Below are 15162 nucleotides of genomic sequence, written 5' to 3'. Positions count from 1 at the left end.
GGCGCGTCCGCACGGCACGCCACGTCCCGACCTGCCCGCGCACGATCGTCGACCGGCCGCGCGGGGGCGGCGAGGGGCGGCCTGACCGGGCCGGCTCTCGCTGTCGCAGAGACAACTGGGCCGTAGCAGGGACAGCAGACGGGCTTTTTCTGATTTTTGACTTGGAGCGCGCGGCACGGACTTCCTACACTGTCCGGGCCTCGGCCTGTTCCACACGACAGACACGCGGCGGAGGTCGCACCGCGACGGCCGTTCCCAAGACGGCGGCCGGCACCTCGGGGAGAGAACGAACATGCAGCACGCCACGCCGTCCGCGACGGCCACGGGCTCGTCGCAGCCCTGGTACAAGGTCCTTTACATCCAGGTTCTGATCGCCATCGCGCTCGGCGTCGTGCTGGGCTACGCCGCGCCCGACACTGCCAAGGCGATGAAATGGCTCGGCGACGCCTTCATCGCGCTCATCAAGATGATGATCGCCCCGATCATCTTCTGCACCATCGTGCACGGCATCGCGTCGATCGGCGACCTGAAGAAGGTCGGCCGCGTCGGCCTGAAGGCCCTGATCTACTTCGAGGTGGTGTCCTCGCTGGCCCTCCTCATCGGCGTCATCGTCGGCGAGATCGTGCAGCCGGGCGCCGGCTTCGGCGTCGACCCCTCGAAGCTCGACGCCAAGGCGGTCGCCGGCTACGCCAGCAAGGCGCAGGCCGACTCGACGGTCGCCCACATCATGGCGATCATTCCGAAGAGCTACTTCGACGCCTTCGCGGGCGGCGACCTCTTGCAGATCCTGCTCATCTCGGTGCTCACCGGCGTCGTCATCACGGGCCTCGGCGAGCGCGGCAAGCCGGCGATCCACGCCATCGAGGCGGCGGGCGAGATCTTCTTCCGCATCATCGGCATGATCGTGAAGCTCGCGCCGATCGGCGCCTTCGGCGCCATGGCCTACACGATCGGCGAGTACGGCATCGGCAAGCTCGGCAACCTGATCGGCCTCGTCGCCACCTTCTACCTGACGAGCCTGCTGTTCGTGCTCGTGGTGCTCGGGCTGATCGCCCGCTTCTCCGGCTTCTCGATCCTCAAGTTCCTGGCCTACATCAAGGACGAGCTCCTGATCGTGCTCGGCACCTCCTCCTCGGAGACGGTGCTGCCGCACATGATGCAGAAGATGAAGCGGCTCGGCGCCTCGGATTCGGTCGTCGGCCTCGTCATCCCGACCGGCTACTCGTTCAACCTCGACGGCACCAACATCTACATGACGCTGGCGACGCTGTTCCTGGCCCAGGCGGTCGGCGCCGACCTCAGCTTCGGGCAATACGCCACCATCATCGCGGTCGCGATGCTGACCTCGAAGGGGGCGTCGGGCGTCACCGGCGCCGGCTTCGTGACGCTCGCGGCCACCCTCGGGGCGATTCCCGGCAATCCGGTGCCCGTCGCCGCGATGGCGCTGATCCTCGGCATCGACAAGTTCATGTCGGAGTGCCGGGCACTCACCAACCTGGTCGGCAACGGCGTCGCCTGCGTGGTGGTCAGCCGCTGGGAGGGCGAGCTCGATCCGGTCAAGCTGCGCGAGGTGATGGCCAACCCGCTGGCGATCGGCACCGAGATCGCCGACGAGAAGCCGGTCCCGGTCGCCCCCTGACCGCACGATGACCGCCCTGCGCATCGGCATCGATCTCGGCGGCACCAAGATCGCCGGGATCGCCCTCGATCCCGACGGCCTCGTCCGGGCCGAGCGGCGGATCGCGACCCCGCGGGGCGATTACGACGCCTCGCTGCGGGCCATCGCGGCCCTCGTCGCGAGCCTGGAGGCGGAGGGCGGCGGCTCCGGGTCCGTCGGGATCGGCATCCCCGGCGCGCTGGTGCCGGCGACCGGCCGGGTCAAGAACGCCAACTCGACCTGGCTCAACGGCCGGCCCCTCGCTGAGGATCTGGAACGGGTTCTCGCCCGCCCGGTGCGGCTGGAGAACGATGCCAATTGCCTCGCGGTCTCCGAGGCCGTCGACGGGGCGGGGCAGGGGCATGCCCTCGTCTGGGCGGTGATCCTCGGCACCGGCGTCGGCTCCGGCATCGCGCTCTCGGGCCGGGCCCTGTCCGGGCGCCAGCGCATCGCCGGGGAATGGGGCCACAACCCACTCCCCGCCCCCCACGACGACGAGCGCCCGGGCCCGGCCTGCTATTGCGGCCGGACCGGGTGCCTCGAAACCTGGCTCTCCGGCCCGGGCCTCGCCGCCGACCACTCCCGCCGCACCGACCGGGCGATGACCGGCGAGGCGATCGTCGCGGCGATGCGCCGGGGGGACGCTGCGGCGCAGGCGACCTTCGCGGCCTGGCTCGACCGGCTCGGACGCGGCATCGCCGCGACCGTCAACCTGCTCGACCCGGACGTGATCGTGCTGGGCGGCGGCCTCTCGACCATTCCGGAGATCTACGACGCCCTTCCTGCGCGCGTCGCCCCGCACGTCTTCGGCGGCGGCTTCGACACGTCGATTCTCCAGAGCCGCCACGGCGATGCCTCCGGGGTGCGCGGGGCGGCGTGGCTGTGGAACGATCCGGATGCACCGACCGCCTGAGGCGTGCTAGGCGGATTCCTCGACCGCCTTTCCGCCTCCGGGAGACACGTTGTGCCGGCCAGACCCGTCGACCTCGACCCGGCCTCGATCCGCATCCTCGAACACCTGCAGCAGGACAGCGAGATCGGCATCGGCGACCTCGCCGAGGCGGTCGGCCTCTCGACCTCGCCGTGCTGGCGCCGGGTCGCCGACCTCAAGGCGCGCGGCATCATCCGGCGCTGCGTCGCGGTGGCCGACCCGCAGGCGCTCGGCCTGCACGTCAACGTCTTCGTCCACGTCTCGCTGGAGAAGCAGAACCAGGCCGCCCTCCAGGCCTTCTCAGACGCCATCCGCCACCGGCCGGAGGTGATGGAGTGCTACCTGATGAGCGGCGAGGCTGATTACATGCTGCGCGTCGTGGTCGAGGACCTGGCCCAGTACCAGCGGCTGATCGTCGATCACCTGACCCGGATCCCGGGTGTGGCGAAGATCCGGTCGAGCTTCGCGCTCGACCAGGTGAAGTACACGACGGCGTTGCCGTTGGATCATTTGAAGGAGTGACGGCCTGTTGCCGGGTCGTCGAACGGGCAAGCCCCGATTCTGCCGTTCTCTGCGTCATCCCGGGGCTCGCCGGAGGCGAGAACCCGGGATCCATAACCGCTGAGGATTCTGGAAGGGGCGAACAGCGTTCCGCTTCTTCCTGCACCGTCAGCGCTTATGGATCCCGGGTTCCGCTGCGCGGCCCCGGAATGATGAAGCGGGTGTGGCGAGAATGCCGCCTACGCGCTCCCCAACGCCGTCGGCCCTCCGCGCTATCGAGGAATGACGGTCACGGATGCAGCGCGGCGCCCTTGGTGGCCTTGTCGATGTCCTTCTTCGGACCGTGAAGCGCGAGGCCGACGAGGTCCGGCGCGTCGGCGGGCTCGGCTGCGAAGACCGCGCGGTTGGCCGCGTCGTGTCCGGTCTCGAACATCGCCCGGACATAGGCGCTGCGGGTGAGGTCGCGCTGGATCGCCTGCTGCCAAGCCCGCTGCAGCACCTCCGCGGAGGCGGCGAAGATCAGCATCGGCTGGCCCAGCAGCCGGGCGTGCTGGCGACCGGCCGCATCGCGATAGGGCTCGCCCATCGCGTCGGGCACGGCGCCGGCGATGCCGGTCGCCAGAAAGGCGGTGACGTTCAGCTTCTGCCACACGGCGAGGTCGTCGCGGACCAGGACGGCCACCTTGGTGTCGAACATCGGGGATCTCCCTGCGGGTGCTGGACCGCAGGGCTAGAGGGGCGCGAGGGCGACGTCTGGAACGTTCGTGCGCCCGCGGCGGTAGACGGCAGGGGTAAGGCCGTAGGCGCGACGAAACCGGCGGCCGAGATGGCTCTGGTCGGAAAAACCGGCCGCGAGCGCGGCTTCCGCCGGCGGCACCCCGGCGCGCAGTAGCGCCCGGGCCTGGGCCAGGCGGATCTCGATCAGGCAGGCATGCGGCGAGGTGCCGAAGCGCTTGCGGAAGGCGCGGGCGAGCTGGAACCGGTCCGCGGCGCCGGCCGCTTGCGCGAGCGCGTCGAGGCCGAAGGTCGCCGCCGCATGCGCGCGGAGGAAATCCATCGCCCGCTCCGCCACCACCGGGTCGTCCTCGGGCGAGGGCCTCGGGGTCCCGGCGTCGAGATGGCGGCGCAGATGCGCGGCGAGATCGTCGAGGGCCGCGTCGGTCTCCAGCAGCGAAGCGGCGCCGAACACGGCGCGGCAGGCCCGCTCGATCGCCCCGCCGAACGCCGGGTCGTCGGCGAGGGTACGGCGAAAGCCGATCCGCGCGTCGCTGCCACCCATCTGACGGCGCAGCCAGGCCTGCGGCAGGTACAGCATGCTGTAGCGGAAGCCCGGCTCCCGGACCGCTTGCCCGTCGTGGCGCTCACCGGGCTCGATCAGGATCACCCGCCCCGGCGTACTCTGCCGGCGCGCGCCGCGGCAGTAGAAATCCTGGACGCCGTCCTGCGTCACGCCGACCAGCCACTCGTCGTGGTGATGCATGTCGTAGGCGTGGCCGAGGAACCGCGCCGTCACCGCCTCGATGCCGCTCGCGGGCTCCCGCCGGAGGTGGACGAAGTCGCGGGGCAGGGAGGCGCGGGTGCCGGCGGGTGCCTGGGTCATGGGTCGATGTGCGGGCTGCGCGATCGTCTCTGGAAACGTGTTTGATTGGATTCCACGAAGTCAACACTCTCCGTGTCATTCCGGGCTCCGCTGCGCGGCCCCGGAATGACACGGAGGGTCTGAAGACCGTCGCGACGAAGCAAGCAGACTTCAGGTCGGCTCGCGCCTTCGCCCGTCAGCGTCGGCGCACGAAGCCGACGATGTCCTTCACCGCGGCGATGTTGGGCGCCGCGATGGCCTCGGCCCGCGCCGCGCCGTCGGCGAGCACCGCGTCGATGTGGGCCGGGTCTGCGACGAGGCGCTTCATCTCGGCGCCGATCGGCCCGAGCTTGGCCACCGCGAGATCGACCAGCGCCCCCTTGAAGGCCGAGAATTGGGCACCGCCATAGTCGCGCAGCACGTCCTCGCGGCTGGCGTCGTTCAGCGCCGCGAAGATGCCCACGAGGTTGTCGGCCTCCGGCCGCTTCTCGAGGCCGGCGATCTCGGAGGGGAGGGGCTCGGCGTCGGTCTTGGCCTTGCGCACCTTCTGGGCGATGGCGTCGGAATCGTCGGTGAGGTTGATGCGCGAATAGTCGGACGGGTCCGACTTCGACATCTTCTTGGTGCCGTCGCGCAACGACATCACCCGGGCGGCGGGCCCGCCGATCAGCGGCTCGGTGATGGGGAAGAACCCCTCGCCGTGGCCCTGGGCGGCGATGGCGCCGGCGAAGTCGTTGTTGAACTTCTGGGCGATGTCGCGGGTCAGTTCGAGGTGCTGCTTCTGGTCCTCGCCCACCGGCACGTGGGTGGCGCGGTAGGCCAGGATGTCGGCCGCCATCAGCACGGGATAGTCGTAGAGGCCGACGCTGGCGTTCTCGCGGTCCTTGCCGGCCTTCTCCTTGAACTGCGTCATGCGGTTGAGCCAGCCGAGGCGGGCGACGCAGTTGAAGATCCAGGCGAGCTCGGCGTGCTGCGGCACCTGGCTCTGGTTGAAGACCACCGAGCGGGAGGGATCGATGCCCGCCGCCAGGAACGCCGCGGTGACCTCGCGGATCTGCCGCGTCAGCTCGCCCGGGTCCTGCCAGACCGTGATCGCGTGCAGGTCGACGACGCAGTACAGGCAGTCGAATTGCGCCTGCATGGCGACGAAGCGCTTGATCGCGCCGAGATAATTGCCGAGGTGCAGGTTTCCGGTCGGCTGGACGCCGGAGAAGACCAGTTCCTTGAACGCGGGCATCGTGATCGTCGTCCCTTGGGTCAAGCCGTCCCTTGGCCGAGGGCTGTCACAATCCCGCGGGCGCGGCGTTCTGGACCGTTCCGGGAGGGGGGTCAAGCGCGCTGGATCAGGGGTGCAGCGCGGCCGTGTCGCGTGGGGCGCGGGCCTCCGTCCGGGCCTGTCCGGTGGGGCAGAGATCGAGCACCGCGCATCGCCCGCAGGCCGGGTTGCGGTGGAAGCAGCACCGCTGGCCGTGCAGCATCAGGATCTCGTGGTTGTCATAGAGCGTCTGCGCGTCCCAGTCGGCCGGCAGCTGTGCGCGCAGGATCGCGTGGGCGGGCCCGACATCGACCTTCGGCCCGATGAGCCCGATCCGCTGCGCCACGCGATGGTGGTGGCTGTCGACCGGGAGCGCCGGCATCCGCAGGGCGCTGAACGACAGGACCGCGGCGCTGGTCTTCGGGCCGATGCCGGGGATCGCCTCGAGCCAGGCGCGGGCCGCCGGCACCGGCATGTCGCGCAGGAAGCCGAGATCGAGCCCGCCGGCGCGCTCTTGCACCGCGCGCAAGACCGCCTGGATCCGCGGCGCCTTCAGCTCCGGCCAGGTCACGCCGGCGATGAGCGCCTGCACCTCCTCGGTCGGCGCCGCGACGAGGGAGTCCCACTCGTTGAACCGCGCCCGCAGGGCCTTGAAGGCGCGGCCCGATTCCGCGTTGCGGGTGCGGTGCGACAGGAGCGAGGAGATCAGCTCGCTCACCGGGTCGAGGTCGTGGAAGTAGGGGATCGGGCAGCCATAGACCCCGCACAGCCGGCGGTGGATGGCGAGGGCCTTCTCCGTGAGATCGGTTCCGGCGAGATCGTGTCTCGCGAGATCTGATCTCGGCAAGTCTTGTCTCGTCAGGTCTTGCGATGCGGGGCTCATGACGGGGTGAATCGTCGAAGTCCCGCCCGCGTTCCGGCTGCGGCACCGCGTCCCGTGCATGCTCGTCGCGAAACTCCCGCCGCACAGCCGCCGCCGGAGCGGGCGACGACGCCGATCGGGAGTCTCGTAAAAAAAACGCTCAGCCCTGGTCGGACCGGCTCCCGTCCTTCTTGCGCTCGTGGCGCAGCAGCAGCGGGGTCTGGGCCAGCGCGAAGGCGAGGGTGAGCGGCATGATGCCGAACACCTTGAAGCTGACCCAGAAATCCGTGGTCTGGGTGCGCCACACCACCTCGTTCACGGCTGCGAGAAAGAAGAAAAAGAGGCCCCAGCGGAAGGTGAGCTTGCGCCAGCCCTCCTGGGTGAGGTCGAACACGCTGTCGAGCACGAGGGCCAAAAGCGGCCGTCCGAAGGCGAGGCCGCCGAGCAGCACCGCGCCGAACAGGCTGTTGACGATGGTGGGCTTGAGCTTGATGAACAATTCGTCGCGCAGGAGCAGGGTGAGGCCGCCGAACACCACCACCACGACGCCGGAGACGAGCGGCATGATCGGCAGCCGCCGCACCCAGACGTAATGCACCGCGAGCGCCAGCAGCGTGGCGACGATGAACAGCCCGGTCGCCACGAACAGGCGCTGGTCGGCGGCGAAGCCGAACCGGTCGGCATAGGCGTTGCCGAAGAAGAACACCCCGAGGGGGCCGAGCTCCAGGGCGAGCTTGGCGAGGGGCGGCAGGTGGGCCTGCGGCGGAACGGCTTCGATCTGCATGGGGCGGGGGCGACGCTCCTGTTTCAGGCGCACGGTGCGGGCGCCACCTCCCGGGCAGGTGGGCCCGCGCGGGCGCCGGCGCAACGGAAGCGACGCCATAGACCGGCGCAGCCGGTCCATCCATCCCCAAAAGAGGCCGGCGCGGCCGGGCCGTTACCGGGCCTCGGTCTCCGCCCCGGGGCGGAGCGCGGCGGTGCGGCGGCGCTCGCAGGCGACCTTGAGGTAGGTCTCGCGCCCGCGCAGGAGGCCGCTCTGCGCCGCCAGGGTCTCGCCCTGCATCAGGCAGGTGAGCGGCGTCGGCGCCGGGGCGACCGCCACGTCGAGCGCCGTCTCGCGGGAGCAATCCGGCGCCGCCAGGGCGCTGGCGCAGACCAGGGCGACGGTGAGAAAATCCGCCATGCCACCTCCATCGGCCGCTCGCGATGCGGATCGGGCGCAGGTCCGGGCCGGACGGATGCGCGCGCCGGGCCGAGCGGAGCGATTCGCGTGCCAGTCTTGGACCAAGGTCGAATACCGCGGCGCTATGTTGCAGTGCGGCAACGAGCGCCTCATCCATCGGGGATGCGCCGCATCGGACCGGTCGGCGTAAAGCCGCGGTGTGCATCCGGACCGATCCCGGCCCGGGGGCCTCACGCCTCGGACCTGTCGGCCTCCGCATCCGCGCCCTGTGCCGCGAGCGTCAGGATCAGGCGCGCCACGCGCTGCCGGACCTCCGGAGGGGTGATCCGCCGGAACGCCGCCAGGACGGCCTGGTCGTCGAGGCAAGCCGCGTCGTGTCCCATGGGCTCACTCCCGATCGGGCCGGCTTCCGGCAGGATGAAGAACGAATCGACCGGACACCGCAGGACAGAACAGATTTTCCACAATATGCTGGCGCTCACATTGTCTTGTCCCAGCTCATATTTCATGATCTGGTGATCGGATACGCCGATCAGGATGCCCAATTTCAGTCGCGAGACGCCCCGGCTCAGACGGAATTCTCGAATCTTTTGGCCGACCGCACGCTTCGTTGCGAGATCGTCAAAATATATATTTTCTTCGATCAACTGTCTCGCCCCGTATGAACATTCTCAGATCGGTCGATCGATAAAGTATGGCGCAACGCGCGCCCATACCATATTTTCCTAACCGACCATGATCAAGGCGCCCGGAGCCATGACAAATTTTACGCAGATCAGCTTCGATCTGATATCCGAGATCAAGCAAAGCAACTGCGCCGATCAGATATACTCCATACTTGACAAGTCCGCGAATATTTTTGGATACAACACGTTCGTCATCGCCGAAGCGCCGTTGAAATCGCGCGACATGCTGCAGGACCGGCTCATGCTGGCGCGGTGGCCGGAGCAATGGTCGGATCGCTACGGCGAGCAGGGCTACATCCATCACGATCCCGTCGTCGCCCATACGCGGCGGATGACCGGCCCGTTCCGCTGGTCCGAGGCCCCGATCGGCCGCGACGAGCGCCTCGCCCGGATCATCATGGGCGAGGCCTCCGAGATCGGATTGCGCGACGGCTACTGCATCCCGATCCAGGATCTCACCTGCACGCGCATCGTCTCGTTCGGCGGCTCGCATCTCGAACTGCCGGATCAGGCCGCCTCCGGCCTGCACATGCTGGGAATCTACGCCGATCTGACCTTCCGCGCGCTTACCTCGGCCGCCGCCAAGCGGCGCGAGGCCGGGCCGGGCGCGCCGCGATGCTCGCCGCGCGAGATCGAGTGCATCAAGTGGGCGGCGGCCGGCAAGACCGGGTGGGAGACGTCCGAGATCCTGTCGCTGTCGCATCGCACTGTCGAGAGCTACCTGAACACCGCAGCCCAGAAGCTCGGGGCGGCCAACCGCGTCCACCTCGTCGCCCAGGCGCTGCGCCAGGGCATCATAGACTAACGCCGCAACCGTAAAATCACGGGGTACCACAACAGCTAACAAATGCCGTATCCGCTCTCTCCAGGAGGAGCGGACATGATCACTGTCGTCGACTCAGCAAATTATCACCAAAGTGCGCATCTTCTCGATGTCATGTATCAGTTTCGGCATCGCGTCTTCGTCGAGATCATGAAGTGGGAAGCGTGTCGCAGGCCGGACGGGCGCGACATCGATCAATTCGACGGACCGGACTGCATCCATGTCGCGGCGCTCGACGGCGAGGCCGTCCTCTCGTACTCGCGCCTGCTCCCGACGACGCGGCCGCACCTGCAGAGCCACGTCTATCCGGAGCTGCTGCAGGGCCGGACGGCGCCGACGGGCCCGCACATCCTCGAATGGACGCGCTGTGCCGCCGCGCCCTGGCGCCGGCCGAACAGCCTCGCGGCCGATCCGAATGCCGGTCGCCAGTTCCTCGCCGTCACCGAGATGACGCCGGCCCTCGGCCTGACCGGTTACCTGGCGCAGGTCCACCCGACCATGATCACGAAGCTCACGACGATGGGCTGGGACGTCGAGCCCCTGGCGCTCCCGACCCGCTACGACGGCCATCTGGTGGTGCCGATCCACATGATCTGGACGCCTGAGACCGCCGACGCGACCCGGCGCGCCTTCGGGCTCACCGGCACCGCCTACGACGTGCTGCCGCACACGCTGCCGGCGCCGCGCAGCCACCCCACGCACTACGCCTCGTAGCCACGCGATCCGTCGACCTGCGACCAGCCGATACGGGCCATGAACCAGCCGCACCCCCCACCGACCATCGACGACATCGCCGTGATCCTGCCCGGGCTCGTCCGGGCCCTCGGGCTCATCATCGAGCAGATGGAGCCCCTGCTGGATCTGTCGTGCCGCGCGACCAACCTGCCCGAGGAGACCGCGGACCGGATGGCCGATATCGGCCAGGCCCTGACCGAGCACGCCCATACCCTCATGCGCGAGGCGGCCCGTCGGCGGCAGGCCGGACCGGGCCGGATCGCGCTCGCGCCCGGTCCGGCCGAGCCGTCCGCCGTCTAGGGCGGTCCCACGGCGCGGCGCGGGCTCGCCGCGCCGTGTTTGTGCCTTGACGAGACGTGCTCGAACGCTGTTTATGTCGCCGAAGGGCAGCGGTGATATGCCAGGACGGCAACCGTTCGAGCCACTTAGCCGGTGTAGCACAGCGGTAGTGCAGCGGTTTTGTAAACCGAAGGTCGGGAGTTCGATCCTCTCCACCGGCACCATCTAAATCACTGGAAAATCGATAAAATAGGGTGCGCCAGGGACGTCCTTGACCGCACCTCAAGCCCTATCGCGACGGCACGACATCCGGCACATTCTGTTCCGCAGACGTTCCCCTCTCCCTTCGAGGGGAGGCAAGCTGGCCCCGGCGCTCAGATCCGGGGCTCGCACAAAACACGGCACAGCATGACACCCATCCCCGACACCGCTCTCCCCCTGGTCTCGCGTTGTCGTTAGTGCTCGGCTCTCGGCATGACCCGATCGATTTGGGACCTGAAGCCAACAAATTGGGACTCTCCGCACAGCCAGCGGGTTAGCCGTCGCCCTTGATTTATGATCAAACCGGCTTAGCAGGTTTGATTGAGTTCGATGCCGTGACGCCGGAATGGATCCTCGCCCTTTCCCTACCGCTCCTTAGTGGCTTGATCGCCGCCTTCCTCGGATGGGCGGTATGCTGGCGAGACGCGGCACATCGCGATCGGCCTCGTGCGCCGATAGCCGAGAGCGACAAGGCAGGGTAGGGCAGGGGCATGCAGCCCAACCCGACCGCCATCCCGCCCACCGTCCTCGAATGGTCCAAGGGCTTCGCCAGCCTCTCCTCGGGCGTCGTCCCGTGCCGCGGCCTGCGCGAGGCGGAATGGGCCGAGACGCACCGGCGCTGCCAGGAGTTCATCGAGCGCTGGGGGATGCAGGCGCACGCGGCCGGTTGGGATACGCTGCGGCTGTTCGGGGTGAGCCCGGACCTCGGCGCGATCCGCGGCGATTTCTGCGGTGTCCTGATCCCGTGCACCCGCGACGTGACCGAGGTCACCGATGAGTGGATCCGGATCGGGAACGGCAGGGCGTTCCGGCTGCACCCGGTGAAGATGCCGGGCATGGTGCCGATCTGGGAGACGAAGCGATGACCGGTGGCGCACCCAGCACTTGCGCTTCGGCGCCCGCTGGCTCAGCATGACACAACCTGAAATGCAAAACCGCCCCAAGTGACAGCCTGGGGCGGTTTTCATCGAGGGGCGGCTTGCGCTGGGCCACTCTGAGCACCGGGATCTTATGCGAGATCCTGAGGATGTGTCCATAGCTTGTCTCCTCTTCTGAAGAGTCATGAGGCGGGGCAAATCCGTGAGTAAAATTTCGCATTATCTGAGATACTCACATGTGCATTGCTTATTTCTACAAAAATAGTGAGTCAATTTAGTCCATAACTTTAAATATCCATATAAATTTAGAGTGCTGCACATGCCTGCTTTAAGCATTAGAGGCTCGAATGTTCAGATCGAGGGCAGGATAGTAATAAGAAATTCTGAAGTTGGAGTGCGAGCAGTAGGCTCAAATATTAGTGCCAGCGGTATCGAATTCGACAATGTGCGAACTCCCTGGGATATAACAGATGCAGAAAGTACTAAAATTGAAAATACCAAGATAATCAACGATCCGGTAGTGAGAGAGCGTCGCCAATCTGGCGCGAAAAAATTTGGCTGGAGAAGGGCTGGCCCGGCCCTGCCATCACAGTGTCCCCACTGCAAAAGTATTTTTCCATCTCGGAACTATCAATTTGGGACCTTGAGGCTTAATGTTCGTAATAACAAAGAAACTTGCAGAGAGTGCGGCCGCGATGGTGCAAAATTGGCGGATGGCTTATTTGATTTGACATCCGATGCGATAAAAATTCTTCGGGGCCCAGATATCACTTACGCAATGTTGGCGGCACTTCGGACCGCCGCCAGCGATCGCGCAAATGAAATAATTACGGACAAAGAATTTTTTGACCGACTCGATAATATTGACTATAGATTAGGGCAGATTGCAAAGAAAATATCCGATGGCGGGGCAAATGCCCTTACTTGGTTTGGAATTGCCTTAACAATTATCAGCACTTACATTGGATATTTAAGTCTCATAGAGTCAAAAAAGGCGACACCAGCAACTATAGAAGCCACCGTGATCGCTCGCGAAGCGCTCAAGATACAAAAAGCTCCAAATCCTAGCGAAGAAATCTTGAAAGAAGTCGCTTCGAAATTGTCGGAATTCATAATAGTATCAAAAGATCGAGTTCAGTACGCGCCACCAGGCAACGTTGATACAACCACTGACAAACAGACCCAAGCCAAATCCCCAGCGAAAACGGGATCGATAGACCTCAGTGCGCAACGCAAACCAAAAGCGCGAAATGTTCGTCGCAAGGCGGATCAAGAGCGCCGCAGGGCGATGAGAGGTGAGTGCCATCCCGTAACTCCTAAGCCCAAATCGTGATCGCATCGAGGATATCAATGACAGCTGGCGACGCCTACAAGCAGAAGCTGCTCACCGATGACGCGCTCGATGCTGCGATCTCCGCCTACCTCGCCGACCCGTCGAAGCTGGCAGTGCTCGAGATTGGGAAAGCGCGCCTCGATGTCGCCGCGGCCGTCCTGGCGAACGCCTACAGCACGGAGGTGCTGGCCCGGGAGGGCGTGACGGCACCGCAGCAGCGAAACGCGGTGAAGACGGCGATCTTGCTGGCGCCGGTCGGATGAGCGCGGCCGCCTACCTCGCCCTCACGGCAGCTTTGGCGCTGGCGTGCGCGGCCGCCGCGATCGTCGCGCTGTGGCGCTCGGCCAGACGTCTCGACGACAGGAACCGCCGGTGACCCACCCCCCTGCCGATCCGCAGCCCCTCGACGTCATCGCCGAATGGCTGCACGAGCACGCCCGTCAGCGGATCCAGGGCTGCCCGGCCTGGGAGGATCTCGACATGACCGACCCGTGGCACGCTGGCCTGATCCGGCTCGCCTATGACCGGGCTACGGACTTCGTGGCGATGAACCAGAAGGACGAGGGGTGAGGCGCGGCCGCAACCCGCGCCGGGCCTACGACGAGGAGGGCCGCGAGATCGCGCCACCAACCGTCGGCAGCGCCCGAGCCCAGGGCGAGACCACGATCGCGGCCCACTGCCACGACTGCGGGCATCACGCGATCGTCTCGACGGACCGGCTACCGGCCGACCTGCCCATCCCCGATATCGCGCTCCGCCTGCGCTGCTCGGCCTGCGGCAGCAAGCGCATCGGCGTGATGATGGACATGGCCGCGCACTACGCGCGGCTCACCGCCGAGACCGGGTGGAAGATGGACCCGAGGCCGTGGCCGAAGGCGCCGTCCGAAAGTCGCGTCGAAGACAATCCTCTCCCTCCGATCCTGCCGATAGACTAGCCCCACCCCCTGCGCCGCTGCCGGCAGAGGTCTCGGCGGATAGTGTCTCAAAAACGCAACTCCCTGCGTCTATCGCTTCCGTTCGTCTTTGCCCTGGGCGGTTTTGACTCTTCGGGCTACAAAACCACCCTCGACTCGTCATGACGGGTCGGATCAGTTGCACCCCAGACCGCGATCCATCCCTAGGCTGCGCTCGACCGCAGGCCCGATGGGATCGTGGCTCAGGGACGGGGTGCGAGAGCGATGCCGACATTCACCATCACCGACCTGTCGGATACGGCCACCGACACCTCGACCGGGGCGGCGGATCCAGGCGGCAGCGGGAGTCGCTTCGGCACGCTGCGGGAGGCGATCAACTTCGCCAACACGGGCGGAGCGGGCGTCACCACGATCGTGACGCAGTCCGGCCTAGGCGGGACGATCACACTGGCCGGCAACATGCCGCTTGTCTCGACCTCTCTCACCCTGGACGCCGGAGGCCTGACGCTGGACGGGGCGTCGGCCTATCGCGGCTTCCTCGTCTCAGGGATCGCGGCCGACGGCCGAGCCCCCGCCGCGACGCCGGCCAGCATCTCGAACCTGACGATCCGGAACGTGACTGCGACGGGCGGTGCCGGCGGTGTGGGCTCTGGCGGCGGGGGCGGCGGCCTCGGTGCGGGTGGCGCCCTGTTCGTAGGCCCGGCTGCCAACGTCACACTCACCAACGTGAGCTTCGCAGACACCAGGGCGGTTGGAGGTGCTGGAGGCGCGACTGGGGGCACGCGTGGCGGCGGCGGTGGGGGCCTCGGTGGTAACGGCGGGTCGACGAACGGCGGCGGTGGCGGCCTCTTCTATCCCGGTGGGGACCTCACGGGCGGCGGTGGAGGCATTACCAGCGCGGGTGCCTCGGCGCAGCTCTACGGCCCGGGCGGAAACGGTGGGCTCGGCCTGAACGGCCTCGGTGGCGGAGGCGGCGGAGCCGGGGACTACTATGGCCCAGGAGGAGCTCCCGGCGGCACGGGTGCGATGGCGGGATCAAGAAGCTTGTTTGGAATTGCCGGTAGCGGCGGGTTTGGCGGCGGGGGCGGCGGGGGCGGCCAGAATGGCGCGGGTGGCGGTTTCGGTGGGGGCGGTGGAGGTGCCGTTTTCAGCTCCTACAGCGCGGGCAATAGCGGGGGCGGCAGCGGTGGTTTCGGTGGCGGCGGCGGTGGCGGCAGTATCGGTGGAGGCAGCGGGGGATTTGGCGGCGGCTCCGGAGGGGTGACCGTCGGGTTCGGCGGCGCGG

General features: G+C 67.1%; 18 protein-coding genes and 1 tRNA gene. 12 read left to right on the top strand and 7 right to left on the bottom strand.

The window, feature by feature from the left end; all coding sequences use genetic code 11:
• Window positions 1-292 precede the first annotated feature (292 nt).
• Genes DK412_RS28620 through DK412_RS28610 form a run of 3 tightly spaced genes read left to right on the top strand, consistent with a single transcriptional unit; the run spans window position 293 to window position 3110 of the window.
• Window positions 293-1639, top strand: coding sequence for a dicarboxylate/amino acid:cation symporter (locus DK412_RS28620; protein ID WP_109974753.1), 1347 nt, complete (start codon window positions 293-295; stop codon window positions 1637-1639).
• A gap of 7 nt (window positions 1640-1646) precedes the next feature.
• The gene (locus tag DK412_RS28615) at window positions 1647-2570 is read left to right on the top strand and encodes an ROK family protein (protein ID WP_109974752.1); all 924 of its coding nucleotides are present in this window, start codon (window positions 1647-1649) and stop codon (window positions 2568-2570) included.
• 51 nt (window positions 2571-2621) lie between these two features.
• The gene (locus DK412_RS28610) at window positions 2622-3110 is read left to right on the top strand and encodes an Lrp/AsnC family transcriptional regulator (protein WP_093566801.1); all 489 of its coding nucleotides are present in this window, start codon (window positions 2622-2624) and stop codon (window positions 3108-3110) included.
• A 268-nt stretch (window positions 3111-3378) separates the two neighbouring features.
• Here the strand turns inward: DK412_RS28610 and DK412_RS28605 are convergent, their stop codons facing one another.
• The 7 genes from DK412_RS28605 to DK412_RS28575 all read right to left on the bottom strand — a co-directional run bounded on the left by DK412_RS28605 (window position 3379) and on the right by DK412_RS28575 (window position 8615).
• Window positions 3379-3786: a DUF2000 domain-containing protein gene (locus tag DK412_RS28605; RefSeq protein WP_109974751.1), complete on the bottom strand. Its 408-nt coding sequence runs from the start codon at window positions 3784-3786 to the stop codon at window positions 3379-3381.
• Window positions 3787-3819: 33 nt separating this feature from the next.
• Entirely contained in the window at window positions 3820-4689 is an 870-nt protein-coding gene (locus tag DK412_RS28600) for an AraC family transcriptional regulator (protein ID WP_109974750.1), read from the bottom strand.
• 175 nt (window positions 4690-4864) lie between these two features.
• Window positions 4865-5905, bottom strand: coding sequence for a tryptophan--tRNA ligase (gene trpS, locus DK412_RS28595; RefSeq protein WP_109974749.1), 1041 nt, complete (start codon window positions 5903-5905; stop codon window positions 4865-4867).
• 106 nt (window positions 5906-6011) lie between these two features.
• Window positions 6012-6770, bottom strand: a complete 759-nt coding sequence (locus DK412_RS28590; protein ID WP_245447336.1) for a Fe-S cluster assembly protein HesB — start codon at window positions 6768-6770, stop codon at window positions 6012-6014.
• A 175-nt stretch (window positions 6771-6945) separates the two neighbouring features.
• The gene (locus DK412_RS28585; RefSeq protein ID WP_109974747.1) at window positions 6946-7569 is read right to left on the bottom strand and encodes a septation protein A; all 624 of its coding nucleotides are present in this window, start codon (window positions 7567-7569) and stop codon (window positions 6946-6948) included.
• 153 nt (window positions 7570-7722) lie between these two features.
• A complete protein-coding gene (locus tag DK412_RS28580; RefSeq protein WP_109974746.1) occupies window positions 7723-7968 on the bottom strand; it encodes a hypothetical protein in 246 nt (81 codons plus the stop codon).
• 230 nt (window positions 7969-8198) lie between these two features.
• Window positions 8199-8615 carry a helix-turn-helix transcriptional regulator gene (locus DK412_RS28575; RefSeq protein ID WP_109974745.1) on the bottom strand — a complete coding sequence of 139 codons (417 nt, stop codon included), beginning with the start codon at window positions 8613-8615 and terminating at the stop codon, window positions 8199-8201.
• 88 nt (window positions 8616-8703) lie between these two features.
• Between DK412_RS28575 and DK412_RS28570 the strand changes: the two genes are divergently transcribed.
• From DK412_RS28570 to DK412_RS30735, 9 genes are all read left to right on the top strand, one after another.
• Window positions 8704-9459 (top strand): LuxR family transcriptional regulator, encoded by a 756-nt coding sequence (locus tag DK412_RS28570; protein ID WP_109974744.1) that lies wholly within the window; start codon window positions 8704-8706, stop codon window positions 9457-9459.
• A 42-nt stretch (window positions 9460-9501) separates the two neighbouring features.
• On the top strand, window positions 9502-10191 hold the full coding sequence (locus DK412_RS28565) for an acyl-homoserine-lactone synthase (protein ID WP_109974743.1): 690 nt from the start codon (window positions 9502-9504) through the stop codon (window positions 10189-10191).
• A 39-nt stretch (window positions 10192-10230) separates the two neighbouring features.
• The gene (locus DK412_RS28560) at window positions 10231-10512 is read left to right on the top strand and encodes a hypothetical protein (protein ID WP_109974742.1); all 282 of its coding nucleotides are present in this window, start codon (window positions 10231-10233) and stop codon (window positions 10510-10512) included.
• Window positions 10513-10640: 128 nt separating this feature from the next.
• Window positions 10641-10715: transfer RNA gene (locus DK412_RS28555), tRNA-Thr, on the top strand.
• Window positions 10716-11243: 528 nt separating this feature from the next.
• Window positions 11244-11618: a hypothetical protein gene (locus DK412_RS28550; RefSeq protein ID WP_204165462.1), complete on the top strand. Its 375-nt coding sequence runs from the start codon at window positions 11244-11246 to the stop codon at window positions 11616-11618.
• Window positions 11619-11949: 331 nt separating this feature from the next.
• Window positions 11950-12963, top strand: a complete 1014-nt coding sequence (locus tag DK412_RS30470; RefSeq protein WP_162596341.1) for a hypothetical protein — start codon at window positions 11950-11952, stop codon at window positions 12961-12963.
• A 17-nt stretch (window positions 12964-12980) separates the two neighbouring features.
• On the top strand, window positions 12981-13226 hold the full coding sequence (locus DK412_RS28545) for a hypothetical protein (RefSeq protein ID WP_109974741.1): 246 nt from the start codon (window positions 12981-12983) through the stop codon (window positions 13224-13226).
• Between the two features lie 109 nt (window positions 13227-13335).
• Complete coding sequence (locus tag DK412_RS28540; protein WP_109974740.1) at window positions 13336-13533, top strand: hypothetical protein; 198 nt, start codon at window positions 13336-13338, stop codon at window positions 13531-13533.
• Window positions 13530-13898: a hypothetical protein gene (locus tag DK412_RS30735; protein ID WP_245447335.1), complete on the top strand. Its 369-nt coding sequence runs from the start codon at window positions 13530-13532 to the stop codon at window positions 13896-13898. The genes DK412_RS28540 and DK412_RS30735 overlap by 4 nt, the downstream gene beginning before the upstream one ends.
• The last annotated feature ends 1264 nt before the right edge of the window (window positions 13899-15162 follow it).

Source organism: Methylobacterium sp. 17Sr1-1, from assembly GCF_003173775.1.
Taxonomy (GTDB): domain Bacteria; phylum Pseudomonadota; class Alphaproteobacteria; order Rhizobiales; family Beijerinckiaceae; genus Methylobacterium.
The sequence above is the reverse complement of the archived record's forward strand: the minus strand, read 5'-3'. Positions and strand labels throughout refer to the sequence as shown.

Bases quoted from the DNA above. Each gene is read 5' to 3' on its own strand.
- DK412_RS28620 (WP_109974753.1), top strand. From the start codon at position 293: ATGCAGCACGCCACGCCGTCCGCGACGGCCACGGGCTCGTCGCAGCCC.
- DK412_RS28615 (WP_109974752.1), top strand. From the start codon at position 1,647: ATGACCGCCCTGCGCATCGGCATCGATCTCGGCGGCACCAAGATCGCC.
- DK412_RS28605 (WP_109974751.1), bottom strand. From the start codon at position 3,786: ATGTTCGACACCAAGGTGGCCGTCCTGGTCCGCGACGACCTCGCCGTG.
- DK412_RS28600 (WP_109974750.1), bottom strand. From the start codon at position 4,689: ATGACCCAGGCACCCGCCGGCACCCGCGCCTCCCTGCCCCGCGACTTC.
- trpS (WP_109974749.1), bottom strand. From the start codon at position 5,905: ATGCCCGCGTTCAAGGAACTGGTCTTCTCCGGCGTCCAGCCGACCGGA.
- DK412_RS28585 (WP_109974747.1), bottom strand. From the start codon at position 7,569: ATGCAGATCGAAGCCGTTCCGCCGCAGGCCCACCTGCCGCCCCTCGCC.
- DK412_RS28580 (WP_109974746.1), bottom strand. From the start codon at position 7,968: ATGGCGGATTTTCTCACCGTCGCCCTGGTCTGCGCCAGCGCCCTGGCG.
- DK412_RS28570 (WP_109974744.1), top strand. From the start codon at position 8,704: ATGATCAAGGCGCCCGGAGCCATGACAAATTTTACGCAGATCAGCTTC.
- DK412_RS28565 (WP_109974743.1), top strand. From the start codon at position 9,502: ATGCCGTATCCGCTCTCTCCAGGAGGAGCGGACATGATCACTGTCGTC.
- DK412_RS28560 (WP_109974742.1), top strand. From the start codon at position 10,231: ATGAACCAGCCGCACCCCCCACCGACCATCGACGACATCGCCGTGATC.
- DK412_RS28550 (WP_204165462.1), top strand. From the start codon at position 11,244: ATGCAGCCCAACCCGACCGCCATCCCGCCCACCGTCCTCGAATGGTCC.
- DK412_RS30470 (WP_162596341.1), top strand. From the start codon at position 11,950: ATGCCTGCTTTAAGCATTAGAGGCTCGAATGTTCAGATCGAGGGCAGG.
- DK412_RS28545 (WP_109974741.1), top strand. From the start codon at position 12,981: ATGACAGCTGGCGACGCCTACAAGCAGAAGCTGCTCACCGATGACGCG.